The organism is Lysobacter zhanggongensis, assembly GCF_046638635.1.
Lineage (GTDB): Bacteria > Pseudomonadota > Gammaproteobacteria > Xanthomonadales > Xanthomonadaceae > Novilysobacter > Novilysobacter luteus.
Genome location: NZ_JBJXHK010000005.1, coordinates 47,084 through 65,097, shown reverse-complemented (window position 1 = coordinate 65,097; position 18,014 = coordinate 47,084). Strand labels below are relative to the sequence as shown.

Sequence of the window (18,014 nt, the reverse complement as noted above, 5' to 3'; positions counted from 1 at the left end):
CGCCCGGGTGCCGCCGCGGCCCTGCTGCTCGGCAGCGGGCTGGCGATCGGCGCCGGTGGCGGCATCGCCGGCAACATGGCGCTGCGGGCCCAGGTCGAGCAGCAGCAGGTCCGGATCGAAGCGATCCAGGATGACGCCCAGCGCGAGGTCAATGCCCTGGCGGCGCGCCTCGGCGAGCTGCAGGCCGAGGCCAACCGCCTCAACGCCCTCGGCGAGCGCCTGACCCGCATCGGCCAGCTGCAGGACGGCGAGTTCGACTTCAACAAGCCGGTCGCGATCGGTGGCGACGGCGAAGTCGAGGACATGCCCAAGGCCGAGCTCGACAGCGGCATGGCCATGCTGGACGCGCAGTTCAAGGCGTCGGGTGAGCAGCTCTCGGTGCTCGAGTCGCTGCTGTTCAACCGCCAGCTCGAGATGAACTCGGTGCCGTCGCGCGAGCCGATCAACAGCTACATCACCTCCAGCTTCGGTGGTCGCGCCGACCCGATCCGCGGTGGCCGTCAGTTCCACAAGGGCATCGATTTCGAAGCCGACGTGGGCGACCCGGTGAACGCGGTGGCCGACGGCGTGGTGAGCTTCTCGGGCAGCCGCTCGGGCTACGGCAACACGGTCGAGATCGACCACGGCAACGGTTTCGTGACCCGCTATGCGCACAACTCGCGGCTGACCCAGAAGGTCGGCTCGCTGGTCCGGGCCGGGCAGGAGATCGCCAAGGCCGGTTCCACCGGCCGCTCGACCGGTGCCCACGTGCACTTCGAGGTCTGGCAGAACGGCCGGGTGGTCAACCCCCGCCAGTTCCTGGAACAGCGCTCGCCGCTGCGGGGCTGAGCCCGGCAATCACGGAAGGCCCGCGGAGACGCGGGCCTTCTGCGTTTGTGGCCCCGCCGACCCCCTTGATACGCGGTCCCGCCCCCCCCACGCTAGAATGAACGTTTCGCCACGACGGGGCGCCCTCGCGCCCCGTTGCCGTTTCGGCGGCATGCCCCGGCGATGAACACCTGACTTCGGACAATCCATGCTCAACAACCTGCTTACCCGCGTCTTCGGCAGCCGTAACGACCGCCTGCTGGGCCAGCTGCAACGTTCGGTCACCCGGATCAACGCGCTCGAGCCGGAAATGGAGAAGCTCGGCGACGCCGAACTGCAGGCCAAGACCCCGGAGTTCCAGCAGCGCCTGAAGAACGGCGAGTCGCTCGACAAGATCCTGCCCGAGGCCTTCGCGGTCTGCCGCGAGGCCAGCCGCCGCGTGCTCGGGATGCGCCACTACGACGTGCAGCTGATCGGCGGCATGGTGTTGCACCTGGGCAAGATTGCCGAGATGCGTACCGGCGAGGGCAAGACCCTGGTCGCGACCCTGCCGGTCTACCTCAACGCCCTCACCGGCGACGGCGTCCACGTTGTCACCGTCAACGACTACCTGGCCCGGCGCGACTCGGCGTGGATGGGCAAGCTGTACAACTGGCTGGGCCTGTCGGTCGGGGTGGTCTACCCGGGCATGCCGCACGGCGACAAGGCGGCCGCCTACAACGCCGACATCACCTACGGCACCAACAACGAGTTCGGCTTCGACTACCTGCGCGACAACATGGCGCTGTCGAAGGGCGACCGTTTCCAGCGTGGACTCAACTACGCGATCGTCGACGAGGTCGACTCGATCCTGATCGACGAGGCGCGCACGCCGCTGATCATCTCCGGCCCGGCGGACGACTCGCCGGAGCTGTACATCAAGGTCAACCGGATCGTCCCCAAGCTGGTCCGCCAGCAGGTCGAGGACGGCGTCGGCGATTACTGGGTCGACGAAAAGGGCAAGCAGGTACACCTGTCGGAAGGTGGCCAGGAGCACGCCGAGGCGCTGCTGCGCGAGGCCGGCATCCTCAACGGCGATGACGAGGAGGGCAGCCTCTACAGCCCGCAGAACCTGAGCGTCGTCCACCACCTCAACGCCGCGATGCGCGCCCACGCGATCTACCAGCGCGACGTGGACTACATCGTCCGCGACGGCGAGGTGGTGATCGTCGACGAGTTCACCGGCCGCACCCTGGCCGGGCGCCGCTGGTCCGACGGCCTGCACCAGGCGGTCGAGGCCAAGGAGGGCGTGCCGGTCCAGCGCGAGAACCAGACGCTGGCCAGCATTACCTTCCAGAACCTGTTCCGCATGTACAACAAGCTGGCCGGCATGACCGGCACGGCGGACACCGAGGCCTACGAGTTCCAGACCATCTACGGGCTGGAGGTCATCGTCATCCCGACCAACCGCCCGGTGCAGCGCAAGGACCACCCCGACGCGGTGTTCCTCAACCGCGCCGGCAAGTACCGCGCGGTGCTGGCCGAGATCAAGGAGGCCAATGCCAAGGGCCAGCCGGTGCTGGTCGGCACGACCTCGATCGAGGTCTCGGAGATGCTCAGCCAGCAGCTGACCGAGGCCGGCATCCACCACGAGGTCCTCAACGCCAAGCAGCACGAGCGCGAGGCCGTGATCGTCGCCCAGGCCGGCCGCCCGGGAGCGATCACGATTGCCACCAACATGGCCGGCCGCGGCACCGACATCGTGCTGGGCGGATCGTGGGAGAACGAGGTCGAGCAGCTCGAAGCCGAGACCGGCGCGCCGGTCGACGACGCCACCCGTGAACGCCTGAAGGCCGAATGGCGCGAGCGCCACGAGGCGGTCAAGGCCGCCGGTGGCCTGCACATTGTCGGCACCGAGCGCCACGAGTCCCGCCGCATCGACAACCAGTTGCGCGGCCGCGCCGGCCGCCAAGGCGACCCGGGCTCCAGCCGGTTCTATCTGTCGCTGGAAGACAACCTGATGCGCATCTTCGCCGCCGACTGGGTTCAGAAGGTGATGGCGCGGATGGGCCTGAAGGAAGACGACATCATCGAGTCGCCGCTGGTCAGCAAGCAGATCGCCAACGCCCAGCGCAAGGTCGAGGCCCACAACTTCGACATCCGCAAGAACCTGCTGGAGTTCGACGACGTCAACAACGACCAGCGCAAGGTCATCTACGGCCAGCGCGACGAGCTGCTCGACGCCGAGGACGTGAAGGAGAACATCGACGGCATCCGCGAGGACGTCGTCGCCGAGACCACGGCGCGCTTCGTGCCGCCCGGCTCGGTCGACGAGCAGTGGGACCTGCCGGGGCTGGAGGCCGCGCTGCTGGAGGAGTTCAACCTGCAGGTGGACCTGCAGGGGCTGGTCGCCAGCCGCTCGGAGATCGATGACGAGGGCATTGCCGAGCACGTCGAGGCGGCGGTCGCCAGCCATGTGCAGGCGCGCGAGCAGCAGCTCGGCCCGGAGACGATGCGCATGCTCGAGAAGCACATCATGCTGAACGTCCTCGACCAGAGCTGGAAGGAGCACCTGGCACGGATGGATTACCTTCGACAGGGCATCCACCTGCGCGGCTATGCCCAGAAGCAGCCCAAGCAGGAGTACAAGAAGGAGGCCTTCGAGCTGTTCAGCGACATGCTGGAGAAGGTCAAGCGCGAGGTCGTGACCCTGCTGGCCCGCGTCCGGATCCGCTCCGAGGAGGAGATCGCCGCGATGGAAGCGCAGGAGCGCGCGCAGGCCGAGGCACGAGCCCGGCAGATGCAGTTCCAGCACGCCGATGCCGGCGGCCTCGGCGCCGACGAGGAAGCGCAGCAGGCAGAGGCCGCCGCGCAGGCCGGCAATGCGCAGGGCAACCAGGCCTTCGCCAATGTCGGTCGCAACGATCCGTGCCCGTGCGGCAGCGGCAAGAAGTACAAGCACTGCCATGGACAGTTGGCCTGACAGAGGCTGGTCATCGCCGGCCGGGGCCGGGCGCAGGCGTCCTCGCTGATGCCTGACGATCCTGCGCCAGCGGCGGTCGCGGACCCGGCGGTAGCCCCGCCGGCGGCTGCTATCGAGGTCGTCGCCGGCGTCATCCATGACGCGCGCGGCCGGATACTGCTGACCCGCCGCACCGAGGGCCGTGACCTGGCCGGCCTGTGGGAATTCCCCGGCGGAAAGCGCGAACCCGGTGAGACGCCGGAGGTGGCGCTGGCGCGCGAACTGCACGAAGAGCTCGGCATCGAGGCCGAAGTCGGCGACCCGGTGATCGCCGTGCCGCAGGCTTACCCGCACAAGCGCTTGCGGCNCCCGGTGAGACGCCGGAGGTGGCGCTGGCGCGCGAACTGCACGAAGAGCTCGGCATCGAGGCCGAAGTCGGCGACCCGGTGATCGCCGTGCCGCAGGCTTACCCGCACAAGCGCTTGCGGCTCGACGTGCGCCGCATCCGCGACTGGCACGGCACCGCCCGCGGGCGGGAAGGCCAGGCGCTGGCCTGGGTGCCGCCGCACAAGCTCGCCAGCTACGCGATGCCGCCCGCGGACCGCCCGGTGGTCGCCGCACTGGGGGAGCCGGCCGAATACCTTGTTACGCCGGCGCCAGCGGCGGATGTCGGTAGTTGGCTGGAGTCACTTCGTCAGGCGCTGGCCGGGGGTATCCGGCGGGTCCAACTGCGTCATGGTGGTGTCTGGCGGGAGACCGGCGCCGGCGGGCAGGGCAGCGCCGTCGACTGGTCCGGCTTGGTCGAACAGGCGACGCGTCTGTGTCGCAAGGCCGGCGCGGACGTGCTGGTCAACGGCGACGCCGAACTCGCACGCGCGCACGGCGCCGGCCTGCATTTGCAAGCATCGCAACTGCATGCGCTTGGTAGCCGGCCGGTCGGGCCGGAAGTCCGTCTGGCCGCGTCATGCCACACCGCCGACGACCTGAAGGCCGCCGAGGCTCTGGGGTGCGACTTCGCCGTGGTCGGCAACCTGCGCGAGACACCGAGCCACCCCGGCCGACCCGGGATCGGCTGGGCCGGCTTCGCCCACCTGCGCGAGCAGGTCGCCATCCCCCTCTACGCGATCGGCGGCCTTGGCCGGGCCGATCTCACCGAAGCGCGCCAGCACGGCGCGCAAGGCATCGCGGCGATCCGCAGCCTGTGGCCCGACGCCTGCCCCAGCCCGCTTGTGTAGGAGCGGCTTCAGCCGCGATCGTCGTGTCACGCAAGCGTCGAAACCGCGATCGCGGCTGACCCCGCTCCTACAGGAGCAGGGTGCTAACTCGGCGCCGCCAGCGCTCGGTACAGCCCATCCAGCGCCGCGACGTGCGCATCGAGCTCCCCGACAGTCCCATCGTTGACGATCACGTCGACTGCGATCGCCAGCCGTTGCTCGCGTGTGGCCTGCACCGCGATCATCGACTCCGCCAGCGCCGCATCGACCGCATCCCGCCGCATGACCCGCTCGCGCTGGACCGCCATGTGGACGTCGACGACCAGGATACGGTCAAGCCATGGATACGCCTTGCGCCCCCCGCCTTCCGCCAACAACGGGATGGCGGCAATGGCATAGGGGCCCGGCGCTTCATCGCACTGGTCCCGCAGTTCCTGCCGGACGCGCGGATGGATGATGGCCTCGAGTTGCTGGCGTGCCGCATGGTCCACGAACACCCGCTGCCGCATTGCCGCGCGGTCGAGCGTGCCGTCGGCACCGATGACATCGTTGCCAAAGGTCGCAACGACCTCGGCCAGACCCGGCGATCCCGGCGCCACCGCCTCGCGCGCTGCAACGTCCGCGTCCGCCACGACGATGCCGAGTGCTTCGAAGCGCCGCGTAACCTCGCTCTTGCCCGACGCGATCCCGCCCGTCACCCCGATGATGTAGTCGCTCATGCCGCGCAGGATGCCACGCCGCCTACCCCACCCACCACGCCGTAGGAGCGACGTAAGTCGCGACCCACTGACAATGGGCTGGACGGTGCTCGAAGCGAGATGCCGATGCCGTCACGGGTAGCGCGTTGATCGGCTTGCTCGGAAAGGTCAGTGGGTCGCGACTTACGTCGCTCCTACACGCTCCTACGCGCTCCGGCACGTCCTGCGCGGAGCGGCCGTGCGCCTCAGCCCAGCCCGGCGTACTGCATGTAGCCGTTCACCATCGCGTCGCCCCAGAAGAACGCGATCCAGCCGGCCACGGCCAGGTAGGGGCCGAACGGAATCGGCGTGGCGCGGTCGCGGCCCTTGGCCGCCAGCCAGATCGAACCGAGGATGGCGCCGACCAGCGACGACAATAGGATGGTCGGCAGGATCCCGTTGAGCCCGGTCCAGGCACCGATGGCGGCCAGCAGCTTGAAGTCGCCGTGGCCCATGCCTTCCTTGCCGGTGAGCTGCTTGAACAACCACCACACGATCCACAGGCTCAGGTAACCGACCACCGCACCGATCAGTGCCGGCTTGGCCGGCATGTAGAGGTTGTCCACCGCAGCGATCAGGCCGAGCCACATCAAGGGCAACGTCAGCTGGTCCGGCAACAACTGCGTGCGCAGGTCGATGCCCGACAGCGCGATCAGGAACCCGGTGAACACCATCGCCCCGAAGCCCTGCCAGCCGAAGCCGAAGCGCCAGACGCAGGCGACCATTAGCAGCATCGTCAGCAGTTCGACCAGCGGGTACTGCGCCGAGATCGGCGCCTTGCAGTTGCGGCACTTGCCGCGCAGCGCCAACCAGCTGAACACCGGGATGTTCTCGTACCACGACAGCTGGTGCTTGCAGTGCGGGCAGTGCGAGCGCTCCACCACGATGCCGGGAGGCGGCGGGTCGTAGGTGTCCGGCTCTTCCAGGATCTCGTGCGCGTCGCGCTTCCACTGCCACTCCAGTCGGCGCGGCAGGCGCAGGATCACGACGTTGAGGAAGCTGCCCAGCAGGAGGCCGAAACCGGCTGCCAGCGGGAAGCCGATCTCGGGGTTCTGGTCGAGGAATGCCATTAGGCGCGCTTAAACTGCTGCAGCGAGCTTGAAGATCGGCAAATACATTGCAACCACCATGCCGCCGACAATTACGCCTAAGAACACCATGATCAAGGGCTCGAGCAGGCTTGACAGTGCATCGACTGCGTTGTTGACCTCCTGCTCGTAGAATTCGGCCACCTTGAACAACATGGTATCCAGCGCACCGGCTTCTTCGCCGATCGCGGTCATCTGGGTAACCATGTGCGGGAACAGATTGGTCTGCTTCATCGCCATGTTTACGGGGAACCCCACCGCCACGTCATCTCGAATGCGGAACACAGCCTTCTCGTAAACCGTATTGCCGGTAGCGCCGGCCACCGTGTCGAGGGCTTCTACCAGCGGCACGCCGGCCTTGAACGTGACTGCCAGCGTGCGCGAGAATCGCGCAATTGCTGAGTTGTGCATGATCTGCCCTATAACCGGCAGTTTCAGGATCAACCGGTCGAGAAAATGCGAGAACGCCGTAGAACGGTTCTTTAACATAACGAAGGCGACGATCGCAGCGGCAACTGCAAGAAAGACCGCCCACCACCAACTGACCATGAAGTCGCTCATTCCCACGACCATTTTGGTAAAGGCAGGTAATTCCGCACCAAACCCTTCAAATACCGATTCGAACTGCGGGATTACGAATACTAGGAGGATCGAGCTGACGAGGAGGGCCACAGCTACCACAGCCGCAGGGTAGAAAAGCGCCTTCTTGATCTTGCCCTTGAGCGCCTCCAGGTTCTCCTTGTATGTGGCGACGGTGTCCAACACGGTCTCGAGCACGCCGGCGGATTCGCCTGCTCGAACCAAATTGCGATAAAGCTCGTCGAACTGCACGGGATGCTTGCTGATTGCCTCGCTCAACGAAGACCCGCTTTCCACGTCAGCACGGATGGTGTTTACCAACTGCTGCATCTTCGGGTTCTTGTTGCCGCTCCCGATGATTTCCAGCGCACCAACAATGGGCACGCCGGCCTTCATCATGGTCGCGATCTGTCGGCTGAATATGGCAATGTCGAGCGGGGTGATGCGCTTGCCCGCGCCGCCGAACAACGGCTTTGGCTTCGGCCGCACGACTTTCGGCGTGATGCCCTGACGGCGCAGCTCGGCGCGCAGGAAGTTGGCGTTCTTGGCCACCTGCTCGCCCTTCATCACGACCCCGCGCTTGTCGGTGCCTTCCCAGACGAACAATGATAGAGCTTCGGCTCGACGCACAGGCGTTGCGGTCGGCTTGGTGGCGGTTCGGGTCGCGGACATGATTGGCCCCCAGTAACGCTATGGCAGTAGCAGCAATGCGGCGCGCCGGCGGCACGCCCTCCCCATTTCAGTTCACGGCTCCCCGCCGCGGCCTGCCGGCATTCGAGGGGTCAGCCCAGAATGCCGTTCGTCAGCATATCCTGCCCTTCCGCGTCCGGATAGCAACCCCGGTCACAAGTGCGCTCGGGCGACCCCCCATGCAAGGCTGCCTGGGCCTAAGTCAATCCTTGGTGACCCGGTTGATCTCCGCAAGACTGGTGACCCCCTTCCGTACCTTCATCAACGCGGATTGCCGCAGGTCCCGGATGCCCGCCTTCTGGGCCGCATCGGCGATCTGCATGGCGTTGCCGCCGGCCAGAACGATCTCCTGGATCTCGTCGCTCATCGGCATCACCTGATAGATGCCCGTCCGGCCCTTGTAACCCTCCGTACAGTCGGGGCAGCCCACGGCCTCGAAAATGTGGAAGTCCGGGCTGGCGATCTCCTCGGCATTGAAACCCTCCGCCAGCAGCGCGTGTTCGGGCAGATGCACTTCCCGCTTGCAATCGTGCAGGCGTCGGGCCAGCCGCTGTGCCACCACCAGGGTCACCGACGAGGTGATGTTGAATGGGGCCACACCCATGTTCATCAGGCGCGCGATGGTTTGCGGCGCGTCGTTTGTGTGCAGCGTCGACAGCACCATGTGGCCGGTCTGGGCCGCCTTAATGCCGATCTCGGCGGTTTCGAGGTCGCGGATCTCGCCGACCATGATCACGTCCGGATCCTGTCGAAGGAAGCTGCGCAGCGCGGCAGCGAACGTCATGCCCCGCTTGGTGTTCATCTGCACCTGGTTGATGCCCGGCACACGGATTTCCACCGGGTCCTCGACCGTCGAGATGTTGCGGGTCTCGTCGTTGAGGATGTTCAGTGCGGTGTACAGCGACACCGTCTTACCCGATCCGGTGGGGCCGGTCACCAACACCATGCCGTAGGGTTTGGCGATAGCGTTCAGGTAGAGTTCGCGCTGGTCGTCCTCGTAGCCGAGCTTCTCGATGCCCAGCTTGGCAGCGCTGCTGTCCAGAATACGGAGCACGATCTTCTCGCCGAACAAAGTCGGCAGCGTGCTCATGCGGAAGTCGATCTGCTTGGTCTTGCTGAGGTTGAGCTTGATGCGGCCGTCTTGCGGGACGCGCTTCTCGGCGATATCAAGCTGCGCCATCACCTTGAGACGCGCGGCGATGCGTTGTTGCAGCTTCACCGGCACCTTTGCGGCCTGCTTCAACAAGCCGTCGATGCGCAGGCGGACACGGTATTCGGTCTCGTAGGGTTCGAAGTGGATGTCGGACGCACCGCGGCGAATCGCGTCGACAAGAACCTTGTTGATGAACTTGACGACCGGGGTATCGTCGGTTTTGGCGTCGACACCGGTGTCACCTCCGGCGACTTCGTCGTCGCTGCCAACCTCGAGTGTTTCCAGCCCCTCATCGTCCCCGCCCATGCTTTCGCTGAGCGAGTCTGCCGACTCCAGCCAGCGATCGATATGGCGCCGGATGCTGTCTTCGTCGACGAGGATGGCCTCAACCGTGAGGTTGGTCTGGAACTTGATCTCGTCCAAGGCCTGGATATTCGTTGGATCGGAAATGCCAACGAACAGCCGGTTGCTCCGTTTGAACAACGGAAGGACGCAATGTTTGCGCAGCAGTTCCTCCTTGACCAGCTTGACCGCAGTCAGCGCTGGGTCGATTGCCGACGGGTCCACCAGCGGCACGCCGAACTCGATGGAGTTGGCGGCGGCCATCTGTGGCGGCGCCACCAAACGGTTGTCGAGCAGGTAGTTGGTCAGCGGCTTCCGTTGAGTGGTCGCGGCAGACATGGCTTGTCGGGCAATCGCCTCGTCCAAGGCGCCATCAAGCACCAATCGGCGGGCGATCCCCGTGATTCCAACAAGATTAGATGGCGGGAGCGGCGGCATGTGCGGAAGGTACCCATATCTCAGTCATGCACATATAACACGGCGATGCTTTCGCACCTATCCAGCTCGTGGCAAAAAAAAGAGGGCTGCGAAAAACGCAGCCCTCTGATGTAGCGCAATCGAACTATTACGGGGCGGTACAGCCACCCGGAAGATACGAGTCCTTCCAAGAGGCAGGACGGTTGATCACCGTGCAAGCCCAAGTACCGTCTGCTGCCCGCGCCAGATTCACAACAGCGGTCGCCACGCGCGGGTTACCGGCGAGGGTGCACTGGAGCGCATTGGCATGAACGCCCGCAGCGGGGGGGTTCACGGTCTGGGTCGAGCAGCGCGCAGTCGTGCCCGCAAGGCCCATGTTCGCGGCGGTGTAATAGGCAGCTGCCTGGCCTTCATTGACGCCGACTTCGTACGCAGTCTTCGCGCCAGTGATTTCGGCCAAGCCGCTGGTAACTTGGGACTTCGCGACATAGTCCTGATACGCCGGCAGCGCGATCGCGGCCAGGATGGCGATGATCGCAACGACGATCATCAGTTCGATGAGGGTAAAGCCCTTCTGGTTCTTCATGATGTTTCCCCTAGGAGTGATGGTACTTCACGTGCCGTCTGAACCAGCGTTCCGGTCCTCGGGCTGCCGTGCTCAGTGGCACGTGCCAATTAGACTACGCACCAAGCGTGCCAACTCAATTTCTTGAGACTTTGTGTCGTGAACTGGAGAGCCCGTCACGATTGGGCCGGGACTGCGTCGGGCAGGGTGACGCGGAGGGGCTAGTTGGGTGTTTCGAGGTGACGTGGGGGGTCACTTTGCGGGCTTTGATCGCGGCTGAAGCCGCTCCTGCGGGCCCAGTTGGGTCGCACTCGGATCAGTCGATCCCGAGCTTCTTGAGCTTGTAGCGCAGGGCGCGGAAGGTGATGCCCAAGGCCGCGGCAGTGCGGGTCTTGTTGTAGCGGTTTTCCTGCAACGCGTGCTGGATGGCGGCGCGTTCGATCTCCTCGATGTACGAGGGCAGGGCGCTGGTAGCGGTGTCGCGCGGGTCGACCGTGCGCGGATCGATGCCGTTGGCGGCCGCGGCGCCCTGGGGCGTCTGCGGCGGCTGCGGAGCCGCCGCCTGCGGAACGGGGGTCAGCCGCGGCAGCGACAGGTCGTCGGCGCCGAGTACGTCGCCGTCGGCCAGGGCCAGGGCGCGCTCGAGGATGTTCTCCAGCTCGCGCACGTTCCCGGGGAAGGCGTACTGCTGCAGGGCTTCGATGGCATCGTCACCGAGCCGCGGCGTCGGGCGGTCGAGGTGCCCCGACAGGCGGGTCAGGATCTTGTCGCACAGACCCGGGAGGTCTTCGCGGCGTTCGCGCAGCGGCGGCACGCGCAACTCGATCACGTTGATGCGGTAATAGAGGTCCTGGCGGAAGCGGCCGTCGGCCACCATCGGGGCCAGGTCCTTGTGGGTCGCCGACAGGATGCGGACGTCCACGGTGACTTCGGCGTTGGCACCGACCGGGCGGATCGACTTTTCCTGGATGGCACGCAGCAGCTTGACCTGCATTGCCAGCGGCAGCTCGGCGACCTCGTCGAGGAACAGCGTGCCACCGTCGGCGCTCTGGAACAGGCCCGGCTTGTCGGCGTGGGCGCCGGTGAAGCTGCCCTTCTTGTGGCCGAAGAACTCGCTTTCCATCAGCTCCGACGGGATCGCGCCGCAGTTGACCGGCACGAACGGCCCGGTGGCGCGGCCGCCTTCGGCGTGGATGGTGCGCGCGACCAGCTCCTTGCCCACGCCGGACTCACCGGCGATGTACACCGGTGCCTGGCTGCGGGCCACCTTGCCGATGGTCTGGCGCAGCGTGGTCATCGCCGGCGACTCGCCATACAGGCGCGAAGCGACCGCGTCGGCCGCGGGCGCATGCGGTTCGTTGAGTTCCAGTGCGTGGCGGACGAGGTCGCGCAGCACGGTCAGCTCGACCGGCTTGGAGACGAAGTCGAACGCGCCCGCCTTCAGCGCCTCGACCGCGTCTTCGACATTGCCGAACGCGGTGATCATCGCGACCGGCGTGTTGGGGAACTTCTGGGTGATCTCGGCAATGAGGTCGATGCCCGAGCCGTCCGGCAGGCGCATGTCGGTCAGGCAGAGGTCATAGCGGTTGCGCGCAAGCTGGTTGCGGGCGTCGGCCAGACTGGATGCGGTGTCGCAACGCAGGCCCATGCGGCCGAGCGTCATTACGAGCAGCTCGCGAATGTCGCGCTCGTCGTCGATCACCAATGCACTGCGGGTTTCTGACATCCGATCCTCCATCCGTCACGATAGCTTAACAAGCTGCAACGGCAAAACTTCAGCAATGGCGCACGTTTCGGCCCGGTTGGAGGCGGTGCGCGGGGTGTCTCAGGGCACGCCCCGACGGCGGGCCGATACCGGATATCGGCCGGGTTCGGATAAGCTTTAGGCCGTCTATGGAGAGACGTGCAAATGAACAGCGGAAGTTCTGTTCCTGGCGCGGTGCTGGCCGCGCTGTCGCGCTTTACCGGCGCCGACCGCCTGTATTCGCTTGATCTCGAGCGCCCGCCGGGCCGCTTGGGCGACACGCTGGTGGTGGATCGCTGGTGGGGCCGGGATGCCCTGTCCGACGGGTTCGAGTGGTGGGTCGATGTGTTTTCGGTCGATGCCTCGCTGCCGTTGGATGACCTGGTCGCCCAGCGGGCAACGCTCTGGACCCGTGCCGCCGACGGTTCGCGCATCCCGCGGACAGGGTTGGTCCGCGAGGCGGTTTGCGTCGGGTCCGACGGCGGTCTGGCCCGCTACCGGCTGTGTCTTGTGCCCTGGTCGTGGCTGCTGACGCAGGGGCGCCACAGCCGTGTGTTCCAGGATCGGACGGTGCTCGAGATCCTCGCAGCGGTGTTTGCCGGTTATGCGCCCTACGCCGCCTGGCGGGTAGCCGACGAGGTGGGACCGTTCCTCGCGGATGTGCGGCGGCGCAGCTATTGCGTGCAGTACCGGGAGAGCGATTTCGACTTCGTCAGCCGACTGCTGGCCGAGGAAGGCTTGGGTTGGCGCATCGAGGAAGCCGACGATGCTGCGGCCGGGCACCAGTTGGTGGTGTTCGCGAGCAGCGCGGAATGTCCGCAGGACCCGACCGCCGAGCTCGGTGGCGTTGTGCGGTTCCATCGTAGTGACGCCGCCGAGTCCAGCGACGCCATCCAGGCGCTTGGCCGCTGCGTCGGGATTGGTTCGGGTGCAATCACGCTGGTGAGCCCGGACTACAAGGGCGGGGTGGTGGGCATCACAACTCCTTTATGGCACGGTGCCGACCCGGCCGCGGCCCTGGAGGCCTACGACCCGCCGGGCGCCTACGCCTTCGCTGACCATGCCGCGGCGGCGCGCTACGCCGGACTGATGGCCGATGCCGACGTGGCGCGCCGGGAAGAATGGATCGGCCAGTCGACTGTGCGCAGCTTTCGTGCCGGCCGCTGGCTGGCGGTGCGGACCGCGGCCGCTGCCCTCGTCGTTGGGATGCCGGACGAACTACTGCTGGTCACGCTGAAGCAGGCCGGCGTCAACAACCTGCCCGACACGCTGCGCGATCTGCTGCCCAGGCTCCCGATGGCGCTGGAGCCCGGTTCAAACGCACCGTCGCGCGCGTCCTGGGAGGCCGTGTGGGCGCGCGCCGAGGCGGTTGGCCATGGCAACACCTTCACCGCGGTGCCGCGAACCGTGTCGTGGCGGCCAGTACTGGCCGACGGCACCGGCGGGCGGATGAACCCCCGGCCCACCGCCCCCGGCTACCAGGCCGCGATCGTCGTTGGCGCGGATGGAGGAACGACGGGGGAATTGCACAGCGACGCGCTTGGTCGGGTGCGCGTGCGCTTCCATTTCCAGCACGACCCGGGTGCCGAAGCCGCCTCGGACAGCTGCTGGCTGCGCGTAAGCCAGCGCTACGCTGGCCCCGGCGTCGGCAGCCAGTTCCTGCCACGGACCGGGCAGGAAGTGCTGGTGGGCTTCCTCGAGGGCGACATCGACCGGCCGATCGTGGTCGGCAGCCTGTACAACGGCCAGGGCGACGGCGGCGTCCCACCCACGCCGGGGGGCGAGTCGGCATCGGCACCGCGGGACGATCAGTTCGGCCTCGCCAGCGATCATCGCCCCAGCGCACAGGGCAACCTCGCCGGCGGCAATGCGCCCGCCTGGCATGGCATGAGCGGCGACGGTGCGGGCCACCGCAACCGGGCGGCGCTGTCGGGGTTCAAGAGCCGGGAATTCTCCAGCACCGGTCACAATCGTCTGGTCTTCGATGACACAACCGGCCAGCTGCGCCTGCAATTGGCCACGACCCAGGCCGCCAGCCAGCTCAACCTCGGTCACCTGATCCACCAGGCCGACAACTTCCGCGGGAGCTTCCGCGGCGAGGGCTTCGAGCTGCGGACCGACCAATGGGGCGCCATCCGTGGCCAGCGCGGGTTATGGGTCAGCGCCTATGCCAATCACCCCGGGGCACCCGCGGGCGAACACGTGGCGGCCGCCGCATTGCTCAAGCAGGTGACGCGGATGGCGCAGGCATTCAACGACCTTGCCGGCACCCATCTGACGGTGAAACTGGCAGCCCATCAGGGCGCAGCCCGGTCAGGCCAGTCGATGTTGAGCGATGAACTGGCTCCGCTGCCCGCCCTCCAGGCAAGTGCGGCAACTACCGTCGACGGCGGCAACTACCACCAAGCCCAGGCCGAGGCCCGGCAACGCAAGTCCACCGCCGGAGCAAAACGCGTCCCGCATACAGGCGACGCCCTGCTGGGCCTTTCGGCGCCGGCAGGTATTGGCCTCGTTGCCGGCCTGAGCCTGCACTGGAGCGCCGGCGAGACGCTCACCGTAGCGAGCGGCGCCGATAGCAACCTGACCGTCGCCGGTGACCTGCGCATCCATGCCGGACAGGCGATCGGGTGGCTGGCGGGCGCGACCGAGGGTGCCCCTACCGGCGCCCACGCTCTGGCACTGGCGAGTGCCGAGGGCGAGCTGCAACTGGAGGCGCAGAACGACCTGCTCAAACTGGAGTCAAAGGAGCATCTGAAGGTCGTAAGTGCCAGCGCCGAAGTCGAACTGGCCGCCGGCAAGGCCGTGCACCTGGCGACCGAAGGCGGTGCGACGATCACGATCGAAGACGGGAATATCAGCGTGGCGTGTCCCGGGCGGATGAAGGTGCATGCGGGGAAGAAGTCGTTTATGGGCGGGGCGCATCTCTCGCGCGAGATGAACTCATGGCCGACTTCCGAGTTCAGTCGGCGGGCACGGGTGACCTTGCCCGATGGCACTCCCGCGTCGGGATACCAATATGAACTGGAACGCTCAGATGGAGCGCTTATATCAGGCGTTACAGATTGCGACGGGAGAATCCCAGTGCAGCACGGCTTGTCGCTTGAGTCCGTGCGAATTCGGATTGCTAGAAGGAGTGGCGCGCAGTGAAAAATCCGGTTATGGACGCAGTTCAGAGTGAGGACGGGCTGTGGACTGCGAGTTTCAAATTAGTGCCGGGTCGTATTGGTGGGGAACTAACGATCGCACTTCGTAAACAATGTGCGTGCAGCCGCCCGATTACGCTCGTAGAGTTGAGGGATGGCCTAAAAAATCTGGGGCGCGATGAGCTGTTCTCAAAATCCCATCTCGGTCTGCGCGGGCTTGCTTGGGAAAATTTTCTTCAATGCCTCAACGAATCCATGGAAAGCTACGGCATTGTGGAGTGTATCGACAAGGCTCACTTCCTCGCTCAGGTGGCGGCGGAATCGGATAGCCTAAGAACGACTGCCGAGTATCGTAATCGCGATGGGAGCAACCCGTCTCGCTGGAGCCGCTACAGCGGAGGCGCGCGGTATCACGGTCGCGGGCTGATCCAGTTAACGCACGATCACAACTATCGGAAGTACTCAGAATACGTGGGGGTGGATTACGTGTCAGAGCCAGACATGGTCGGGAGTCAGATCGAGGTGGCCGTGGATTCCGCCTGCTGGTACTGGCGTAAGGGGTCCGCGTGGGGCGACTTATCGTCTCGCGCCCGATCCAATGACTTCATCATGGTAACGGTGGGCGTCAATGGCGGGTTTAATCACTACGCCCAACGGAAGCAGCATCTGCAATCGCTCGCGGAGGTATTCTCTGTGCACTCTTGTGGGGTGCATGCTGGCGCGAACTTCGACATCTACAATTTCGTGGACAGTGCCTTGAGTAGAACTCGCAACGGGCCAATTGTCTGGCGACGGGATTTGGGTGAGTGCGATGCACTGTGATATGACGGCGGTCGCAGGGACGCTCATCGGGATGGCTTTGGCAGCATGCGCAGCAATACAGGAAGATGTGGAATCAAGCAGGCTGGCTCGTTACGAAAACGGCGAAAATATTCAATTGTCTGTCGGTCGGCAGGTGACGTTGTCTGTCGCGAATGGATACGCAGGAGTGAAGGAGGATGGGCGTGAGGTCCGACTTTCCGGCCTCGATTTCGAAACGACCCATGCCTTGGTCGGCGATCTGACAGGGGACGGGACGAGAGAGATTTTGATAGAAGTGCTCCCTTCCCTGTCCGGTAGTTGCTACGAACTCTGGGTTACGGCAGATTCCGGCTTCATTCCTCATGAAGACCTTTTTTGCAACCCTACCCTAACCGTGGACGGTTTCCTGATTTCAAATGAAAAAGTTGGGCCTCATACTCGCATTACCGAGTATCGAGCAAGCCGCGCGGGCATGTTGTACTGGATAAGCCGCCAAGAACCATTGAGTCCGGATTTCGCCCGGCTGGTCAGATCCTCGGATGATTCGGCAGGCGAAGTGATTTTCCTGGGATTGCCGGAGTGCGGAGAGGCCAGAGTAGCGATGCCACACCCGGTTAGGGTGGCGGAAACGCCCGGTGCGGATCGCGAGATGGTTGTGACAGGGGAACTGCTCATCATTGAAGTAATTGACGACGGTTTATGGGGCGAGTTGGTTCAGGTAGAGGCGAGTGATGGAACGAGAGGTTGGCTACCTACCTCCCGGCTTGGAGATCTCGAGGCCGCGGCGAAGAAGCAATGCGAGAGCGTACGGAGCGCTACGTCGGGTTGAACCTCATTACCGTAGCCGCCAAGCCTTCCCGCACCCAAGCCCGCGATTCGTTCGCCGGTTCCGCCGAGGTGTGGCGTAGCAAAATTGGAGTGTCCGTTCTGATCGGCGTGATCGGCTGTGCGCACGGCCAGCCGAGAGAGCAGTACACGCTGGTCGAAGGATCGCTGAACATCGGTGCGGTAGCGATTGTTGACCTGGGCCCTCCAGCGGCGACCTACCGGACGACTTTGATTCGGCGAGACGGGTCCCAGTTCCTGGTCCGCGAAAGCTTCACCAATGACAAACGTGTGCTGATGGTTGAACTGCGGCCGGGGCGCTTGGCAGGCACAGTGGTGAGCATCCATCAGGACTTGATGGCGGTGGATGCCTCAGGGGCTCCCGGCTGGACGGGTGTGAAAGCCCTGAACTCCGGAATCGTGATCGATGATGGACTCTGGGACCGGGTGTTTGAAATCACCGACGCACTGCCATCCCCGAGGCCTGTCAGTTCGCGTGCCCGATTGGGCACCGTCGTCGCTGTCCGCACCTACAGGGACCACTTGGCGGTCGGCGAACATCGGATGTTTTCCCCGACGGCGCCCGAGGCTCACGTTGATGCAGCCCGCCTGGGCACCCTGCCTAGATGCGATGAACTTCTGGAAGCCGGGGCGCTGGCGCGCTACGCGGTGGTGCTTGCGGATCAACGGATCATTGATGTGTCACTCCAAGGCCCCCGGGGGGAGGGCTTGACGGGTACCTACAAAGTGCTCGGCACGAGCGAAGCCATTCCTCTGGTGGGCAGGCGCACCGGGAGCAACCTTGCGCTGCGCTCAACGGCTGGAGAAATCCTCTTCGACGGGCGTCGACACGGTCCAATGTTCGCCGGGACCTGGATCGCGCCCGGACAAGCAACGGTCGAGGCAGTCCTGGGCTGCGCACTATGGTGAGAACCTCAGGTTTCGTGCGTGGGGCACCCGGCGTCAAA

General features: G+C 65.3%; 12 protein-coding genes and 1 pseudogene. 7 read left to right on the top strand and 6 right to left on the bottom strand.

What is annotated here, in order from left to right; translation table 11 throughout:
* The 3 genes and pseudogenes from ACKVMH_RS02035 to ACKVMH_RS02020 form a co-directional block, all read left to right on the top strand.
* Positions 1-828 (top strand): M23 family metallopeptidase (locus ACKVMH_RS02035; RefSeq protein WP_412699050.1); only part of this gene is annotated, 828 nt, incomplete at its 5' end.
* Between the two features lie 187 nt (positions 829-1,015).
* Positions 1,016-3,769: a preprotein translocase subunit SecA gene (gene secA / locus ACKVMH_RS02030; protein WP_412699049.1), complete on the top strand. Its 2,754-nt coding sequence runs from the start codon at positions 1,016-1,018 to the stop codon at positions 3,767-3,769.
* A gap of 48 nt (positions 3,770-3,817) precedes the next feature.
* Positions 3,818-4,983, top strand: a pseudogene (locus ACKVMH_RS02020) (Nudix family hydrolase).
* 83 nt (positions 4,984-5,066) lie between these two features.
* On the opposite strand, the gene coaE reads toward ACKVMH_RS02020, so the two are convergent.
* From coaE to ACKVMH_RS01990, 6 genes are all read right to left on the bottom strand, one after another.
* Positions 5,067-5,681, bottom strand: coding sequence for a dephospho-CoA kinase (gene coaE, locus ACKVMH_RS02015; RefSeq protein ID WP_412699047.1), 615 nt, complete (start codon positions 5,679-5,681; stop codon positions 5,067-5,069).
* A gap of 224 nt (positions 5,682-5,905) precedes the next feature.
* Positions 5,906-6,769, bottom strand: coding sequence for a prepilin peptidase (locus ACKVMH_RS02010; protein WP_412699046.1), 864 nt, complete (start codon positions 6,767-6,769; stop codon positions 5,906-5,908).
* Between the two features lie 9 nt (positions 6,770-6,778).
* Positions 6,779-8,038: a type II secretion system F family protein gene (locus tag ACKVMH_RS02005; RefSeq protein ID WP_412699045.1), complete on the bottom strand. Its 1,260-nt coding sequence runs from the start codon at positions 8,036-8,038 to the stop codon at positions 6,779-6,781.
* Positions 8,039-8,258: 220 nt separating this feature from the next.
* Positions 8,259-9,989, bottom strand: coding sequence for a type IV-A pilus assembly ATPase PilB (gene pilB, locus ACKVMH_RS02000; protein WP_412699044.1), 1,731 nt, complete (start codon positions 9,987-9,989; stop codon positions 8,259-8,261).
* Positions 9,990-10,116: 127 nt separating this feature from the next.
* A complete protein-coding gene (locus ACKVMH_RS01995; protein WP_412699043.1) occupies positions 10,117-10,554 on the bottom strand; it encodes a pilin in 438 nt (145 codons plus the stop codon).
* 295 nt (positions 10,555-10,849) lie between these two features.
* Positions 10,850-12,259 carry a sigma-54-dependent transcriptional regulator gene (locus ACKVMH_RS01990; protein WP_412699042.1) on the bottom strand — a complete coding sequence of 470 codons (1,410 nt, stop codon included), beginning with the start codon at positions 12,257-12,259 and terminating at the stop codon, positions 10,850-10,852.
* A gap of 213 nt (positions 12,260-12,472) precedes the next feature.
* Here ACKVMH_RS01990 and ACKVMH_RS01985 point away from each other — a divergent pair, with 213 nt between their 5' ends.
* The 4 genes from ACKVMH_RS01985 to ACKVMH_RS01970 are packed head-to-tail and all read left to right on the top strand — an operon-like array spanning position 12,473 to position 17,976.
* Positions 12,473-15,424 (top strand): type VI secretion system Vgr family protein, encoded by a 2,952-nt coding sequence (locus tag ACKVMH_RS01985; protein WP_412699041.1) that lies wholly within the window; start codon positions 12,473-12,475, stop codon positions 15,422-15,424.
* On the top strand, positions 15,421-16,242 hold the full coding sequence (locus ACKVMH_RS01980) for a glycoside hydrolase family 19 protein (protein WP_412699040.1): 822 nt from the start codon (positions 15,421-15,423) through the stop codon (positions 16,240-16,242). Before ACKVMH_RS01985 ends, ACKVMH_RS01980 begins: the two co-directional genes overlap by 4 nt.
* Positions 16,223-17,050 carry a hypothetical protein gene (locus tag ACKVMH_RS01975; protein ID WP_412699039.1) on the top strand — a complete coding sequence of 276 codons (828 nt, stop codon included), beginning with the start codon at positions 16,223-16,225 and terminating at the stop codon, positions 17,048-17,050. Before ACKVMH_RS01980 ends, ACKVMH_RS01975 begins: the two co-directional genes overlap by 20 nt.
* Entirely contained in the window at positions 17,047-17,976 is a 930-nt protein-coding gene (locus ACKVMH_RS01970) for a hypothetical protein (RefSeq protein ID WP_412699038.1), read from the top strand. The genes ACKVMH_RS01975 and ACKVMH_RS01970 overlap by 4 nt, the downstream gene beginning before the upstream one ends.
* Positions 17,977-18,014: the final 38 nt, after the last annotated feature.